Here is a 6,008-nt window from a genome sequence, read left to right on the forward strand (position 1 = left end):
CCGCGCCGAGCGGCCGCGCGACGAAAGCGACGCCGAGGGTCGCCAGTGACGCGACGGTCCCGGCCGCCGAACCGAGCGCGGGGAAGAACACCGTCGGGAAGACCAGCGCCGCCGCGGTCCCGTAGATGAAGAAGTCGTAGAACTCGATGGTCGTGCCGGCACAGCTCGCCATGGCCACGCGGGCCAGCGTCGTGCTCGGCACCTGCGTCGGTTGGTCGCTCACGGCGCTCATCTCCTTTGATGAGGTCGTGGTTGTGCACCACGACAATGGGTGTTGCCGAAGCGGGATCAGCACTGGCGTCCCGGTCGCCTCGAAAACCGCCGCACATGCGGCCTGGCTGCTACTTTAGGTGCGACACTCGGGTGCGATCCATGTCTGACCCACTGACGCACAAGCCCGTTGATTGTGTCGTCGCACAACGGGCTGCTCGAGAAGGAAGGTCCGATGAGGGAGTCCGCGGACATGGCCGGCGCCTTCGACGATCTCGCGCGGCTGCTGCGCGACAACGCCGACCGGCTGGCCGGGGAGATCATCACCGAAATCGTCGAGAAGGTGCCGACCTACGCGGCCGTCCCCCGCGCGTCGCTGCACCGGTCGTTGCGGCAGCACATCGAGACCGCGTCCCGCTCGTTGACCGACGGGCAGGTCCCCGAGCGGGTTCAGGACGTCTCGGTGGCCGCGGAACGGGCCCGCGCCGGAATCCCGATCGAACACGTCCTGCTCGCCATCCGGCTGTCCTTCCAGGCGCTGCGGGAGTTCGTGATCCGCGCGGCGACCGGCCTGGGCGTCGAACCCGCGATACAGCTGGAGGGCGTCCGCATCCTGTGGGAGGTGAACGACCTCGTCAGCCGCGAGTACGCGGTGGCGCACCGCGACGAGGACCTCGACATGGCGCGCACCGCGGAGACCCGTCGCGTCGAGTTCGTGCGCCGTCTGCTCCGGGATGGACTCGCCACGCCCGACATGGGACTGCACGCGGCTTCGTTCGGACTCGTCGCCACGGCCCGCTACCGCGCGTTCCGGGCTCGGCCCGGCACCGGGGAATCGGCCGCGCAGCTGCTGCAGGCGATCCTGCGCTGGGGCACCACGCACCGGCTGGCGCCGTTCGGCGCGGTCGTGGAGGGCGAGGCGGTCGGCATTCTCACCGGGGAAGGCCTGCCCGGGGAGGGCCCGACGGTCGGCGTCGGGCCTGCCGTCGAACTGACCCAGATCCCCGAATCCCATCGGGTCGCGGGCCAGATGATCGAGGTCGGTCTCGAGTTCGGCCGCACCGGACCGCAAACGCTGGAGAACCTCTCGCTGCGGGTGGCGGTCGCGTCCGAGCACGGGGTCGGCGACCACCTGGTCGACCGGATCCTCGGGCCCCTGCTAGCACAGGGCGAGTTCGGGCAGGAACTCGTGTCCTCCCTCGACGCGTTCCTCGCCGCCGGCATGAACACCGCGGCGGCGGCCAAGGCGCTGGTGATCCATCCGAACACGGTGCGGTACCGGATCAACCAGGCGAAACACCTGTGCGGCCGGAAGCTGGAATCGGCCCAGGACATCAGCGAGGTGTGGTGGGCGCTCCGGAGGCACGAGTGGAAATCGCGCGCCCGGCGACTACGCGACAGCGGCGGCTGAATCTCCGGCGCCTCACCCCCGCCCGGGCCGCCACCTGCGGTGCGCCGTGCCCGGTTCGCCGTGGCGGATGAGTTCCAGGCGTGGCTTCGGGCCTTCCGTGCGGCCCGTTTGGGGGCGGCGGGAACCCGCGCGCCACGGCAGCGGCCAGTCGACGCCCGGGCCGGTGTAGGACTGTTCCGCGGCCGCGTGCAGGGTCCAGTTCGGGTCGTAGAGGTGGGCACGGCCCAGCAGGCACAGGTCCGCGCGGCCGGCCAGCAGGATCGAATTCACGTCGTCGTGCGAGGAGATCGCGCCCACGGCCATCGTGGCGACGCCGGTGCGGTTGCGGATCCGGTCGGCGAACGGGGTCTGGTACGACCGGCCGAACGCGGGCTTCTCGTCGGGGTGGACCTGGCCCGTGGAGACGTCCACCAGATCCACACCCGCCTCGGCGAAGGCGGCCGCGATCTCCACCGCGTCGTCGGCCGTGATCCCGTCGTCGCACCAGTCCGTGGCCGAAATCCGCACGCTCATCGGCCGATCGGACGGCCACACCTCGCGCATCGAGGCGAACACCTCCAGCGGGAACCGCAGTCGCGCCCGCAGGGAACCGCCGTAGCGATCCGTGCGCTGGTTCGTCAGCGGCGAGATGAACGACGACAGCAGGTACCCGTGCGCACAATGCAGCTCCAGCAAGTCGAACCCGGCCTCGACGGCGCGCGCCGCCGCGTCGGTGAACTGCTGCCGGATCTCGCCGAGGTCCCGCACCGTCAGTTCCCGCGGCACCTGGTTCACCCCCGGCCGGTACGGCAGCGGCGACGGCGCGACGACCGGCCAGTTGCCCTCCGGCAGCGGCTGGTCGATCCCCTCCCACATCAGCCGCGTGGAGCCCTTGCGGCCGGAGTGCCCGATCTGGATGCCGATCTTCGCCGTGGTCTCGGTGTGCACGAAATCGGTGATCCGCCGCCACGCCCGCGTTTGCTCGGGGGTGTAGATCCCGGTGCAGCCGGGGGTGATGCGGCCGGTGGCGGACACGCACACCATCTCCGTCATCACCAGGCCCGCGCAGCCGAGCGCCTTGCCGCCGAGGTGGACGAGGTGGAAGTCCCCGGGCAGGCCGTCGGTCGCCCGGTACATGTCCATCGGGGACACCACGACCCGGTTCTTCAGCTCCAGCCCGCGCACCCGCAGCGGCTGGAACATCGGCGGCCGCACGTCGCCGTCGCCGTTGCCGCGCCACTGCTCGTGCCGGGCGAACCACTCGTCCACCCGCTCGACGAACTCCGGGTCCCGCACGCGCAGGTTGTCGTAGGTGACCCGGCGGCTGCGGGTCATGATGTTGAAGGCGAACTGCACCGGCTCCTGGTGGACGTACTGCCCCAGGTTCTCGAACCACTCCAGACTCGCCTGCGCGGCCCGCTGCGTCGACTCGACCACCGGCCGCCGCTCGGCTTCGTAGGCGGCCAGCGCCCGCTCGACGTCCGGTTGCTCGTGCAGCGCCGCGGCGAGCGCGAGGGCGTCCTCCATGGCGAGTTTGGTGCCGGAGCCGATCGAGAAGTGCGCGGTGTGCGCGGCGTCGCCGAGCAGGATGACGTTGCCGTGGCGCCACCGCTGGTTGCGCACGGTGGTGAAGGTGATCCAGCGGGAGTTGTTCGCCAGCAGCTGGGCGTCGCCGAGCACGTCGGCGAACAGTTCCCGCACCAGCGCGATGGACTTCTCGTCGGAGTCGCCGGGCGCGAACTCGCGGTCGGCGAAGGCCTTGAACCCGGCGCGCTGCCACACCTCGTCCGCCATCTCGACGATGAAGGTGCTGCCGGTCGCGTCGAACGGGTAGCCGTGGATCTGCATGACCCCGTAGGGGGTGTCGACGATGTAGAACTTGAACGCGTCGAACACCTTGTCCGTGCCGAGCCACATGTAGGCGCAGCGGCGGGACTCCAGCGACGGGCGGAACACGCCGGCGTGGCGAGCGCGCACCGCGGAGTTCACCCCGTCGGCGGCGACCACGAGGTCGTAGTCCGCGGCGAGCCGGCCGACGTCCGGGGCGAGCGTGCGGAAGTGCAGCCGCACACCGAGTTCCGCGCACCGCTGCTGGAGGATCTGCAGCAGCCGTTTCCGGCTCATCGCGGCGAACCCGTGCCCGCCGCTGGTCAGCACCTGGCCCCGGTAGTGGACGTCGATGTCGTCCCAGCGGGCGAACTCACGCTCCATCTGCCGGTAGACCGACTCGTCGGCGTGCTCGATGCCGCCGAGCGTCTCGTCGGAGAACACCACGCCGAAGCCGAAGGTGTCGTCGGCGGCGTTGCGCTCCCAGACGTCGATCTCGTCGCCCGGGCTCAGCTGCTGGGCGAGCGCGGCGAAGTACAGCCCGCCCGGGCCACCGCCGACGACCGCGATCCGCATCCTCGTCTCCTCACCCGGCCTGCGCGGCGCGCTGCCGCAGCTTGAACCGCTGGAGCTTCCCGGTCGCGCTGCGCGGCAAGCTGTCCACGAACTCCACCGCCCGCGGGTACTTGAACGGGGCGATGCGCTGCTTGACGAAGGCCTGGAGCTCGGCCACCAGATCCAGGTCGCCCGCGACGCCCGGCTGCAGGACCACGAACGCCTTCACGATCTGCCCGCGTTCGGTGTCCGGGGCGCCGACCACTCCGCATTCCTGCACGGCGTCGTGCGCGAGCAACGCTTCCTCCACCTCCGGGCCGGCGATGTTGTAGCCGGCGGAGACGATCATGTCGTCGTTGCGCGCCAGGTAGTGGAAGTAGCCGTCGGAGTCGGCGACGAACGTGTCGCCGGTGATGTTCCAGCCGTTCTGCACGTAGGCGGCCTGCCGGTCGTCGGCGAGGTAGCGGCAGCCGGTCGGGCCCTTCACGGCGAGACGGCCGGGCGTGCCGGGCGGCAGCGGCTCGCCGTGGTCGTCGAGGATCGCGGCCCGGTAGCCGGGGACGGCGCGGCCGGTCGCGCCCGGCCGGATGTCGTCGTCGGCGGCGGACACGAAGATGTGCAGCATCTCGGTGGAGCCGATGCCGTCGATGAGCGCCAGTCCGGTCGCCTCGTGCACGGCACGCCAGGTCGACTCCGGCAGGTGCTCCCCCGCCGACACCGCGCGCCGCAACCGGCCCAGCGCCTGCACCCGGCCCGAGCGGAGCATCGAGCGGTAGGCCGTCGGGGCGGTGAAGCAGACCGTGACGTCGTGGGCCTCGATCGCGTCCGCGAGCTGGTCGGGGGTCGCCTTTTCGATCAGGAGCGTGGCCGCGCCGGCGCGCAGCGGGAAGACCAGCAGCCCGCCGAGGCCGAAGGTGAAGGCCAGCGGCGGCGTCCCGGTGAACAGGTCGTCCGGGCGCGGTTTGAGGACGTGCCGGGAGAAGGTGTCGGCGATCGCGAGGATGTCGCGGTGGAAGTGCATGGTGGCCTTCGGCCGTCCGGTGGTGCCCGAGGTGAAGGCCAGCAGGGCGACGTCGTCGGCCGCGGTGTCGACGGCGGTGAACTCCACCGGCGCGCCGCGGGTCCGCGCGTCCAGATCGTCCGGGGCCGCCGATCCGTAGGTGACCACCGGCGCGCCGCGCAGGTCCGCGGCGCGCAGTTCGTCGGTGAAGCGCGCATCGCACAGGGCGAGGCCGACCTGGGCGATCTCGGCGATGGTGGTGAGCTCGGCCGCCCGCAGCAGGGGCATGGTGGGCACGGCGACCGCGCCGGCCTTCATCACGGCGAGCCAGCACGCGGCCAGCGCCGGGGTGTTGGGGCCGCGCAGCAGCACGCGCCGGCCGGGGACGACGCCGAGCTGCTCGGTGAGCACCCACGCGGTGCGGTTCACCTGGTCGCGCAGCTCGCCGTAGGTCCAGGCCCGGCCGTCCGTGGTGAGCAGGCACCGGCGGTCCGGCCCGTGCTCGGCGATCACCGCGTCGAGCAGTTCGGCCCCGCAGTTCAGTCGTCGCGGGTAGGGCAGGTCGAGGAGGAGTTCGGGCCACAACCGCGCCGGCGGGAGGTGGTCCCGGCAGAAGGTGTCGACATGAGCGGAGGGGCTGAGCCCCGGACCCACGGTGGTCATAGGCCAAGTATTCTCTCTTCGTGACGACAGTCAAGCAATCGTCAGAAAGCAGGGCACCCGATAAGCTGCGCCGCGTGCCTGCCGATCCCGAAGACCGCGCGCCGAAACCACGCGCGCTGATCGTCACCGTCTACGGCCTCTACGCCCGGGAGGCGGGCGGCTGGATGAGCGTCGCCTCGCTCATCCAGTTGCTGGCGCAGTGCGGGGTCGACGAGCCCTCGGTGCGCTCGTCGATCTTCCGCCTCAAGCGCCGGGGACTGCTCACCGCGGCGAAGGTCGGCGGCGTCGCCGGGTACGAACTGTCCGACACCGCACGGGAAATCCTCGACGAAGGCGACCGCCGCATCTTCGAACGCCGCCGCG

Annotated in this window: 3 protein-coding genes and 2 pseudogenes; 2 read left to right on the forward strand and 3 right to left on the reverse strand. The window is 71.4% G+C overall.

Features of this window, described 5'->3' with window-relative positions:
• A pseudogene (locus tag ABZ193_RS43030) lies at nucleotides 1–232 on the reverse strand (MFS transporter); the annotation flags it as partial.
• A gap of 213 nt (nucleotides 233–445) precedes the next feature.
• Here ABZ193_RS43030 and ABZ193_RS43035 point away from each other — a divergent pair.
• Nucleotides 446–1,621: a helix-turn-helix domain-containing protein gene (locus ABZ193_RS43035; RefSeq protein WP_354714589.1), complete on the forward strand. Its 1,176-nt coding sequence runs from the start codon at nucleotides 446–448 to the stop codon at nucleotides 1,619–1,621.
• A gap of 12 nt (nucleotides 1,622–1,633) precedes the next feature.
• Here the strand turns inward: ABZ193_RS43035 and ABZ193_RS43040 are convergent, their stop codons facing one another.
• Together ABZ193_RS43040 and ABZ193_RS43045 are read right to left on the reverse strand one after the other, a co-directional pair.
• On the reverse strand, nucleotides 1,634–4,003 hold the full coding sequence (locus ABZ193_RS43040) for a bifunctional salicylyl-CoA 5-hydroxylase/oxidoreductase (protein ID WP_354714591.1): 2,370 nt from the start codon (nucleotides 4,001–4,003) through the stop codon (nucleotides 1,634–1,636).
• A gap of 10 nt (nucleotides 4,004–4,013) precedes the next feature.
• Nucleotides 4,014–5,645: an AMP-binding protein gene (locus ABZ193_RS43045; RefSeq protein WP_020417172.1), complete on the reverse strand. Its 1,632-nt coding sequence runs from the start codon at nucleotides 5,643–5,645 to the stop codon at nucleotides 4,014–4,016.
• A gap of 74 nt (nucleotides 5,646–5,719) precedes the next feature.
• Between ABZ193_RS43045 and ABZ193_RS43050 the strand changes: the two are divergent.
• Nucleotides 5,720–6,008 (forward strand): annotated as a pseudogene (locus tag ABZ193_RS43050) (PaaX family transcriptional regulator); the annotation flags it as partial.

Source organism: Amycolatopsis sp. NPDC006125 (assembly GCF_040614195.1).
GTDB classification, from domain to species: Bacteria; Actinomycetota; Actinomycetes; order Mycobacteriales; family Pseudonocardiaceae; genus Amycolatopsis_E; species Amycolatopsis_E tucumanensis.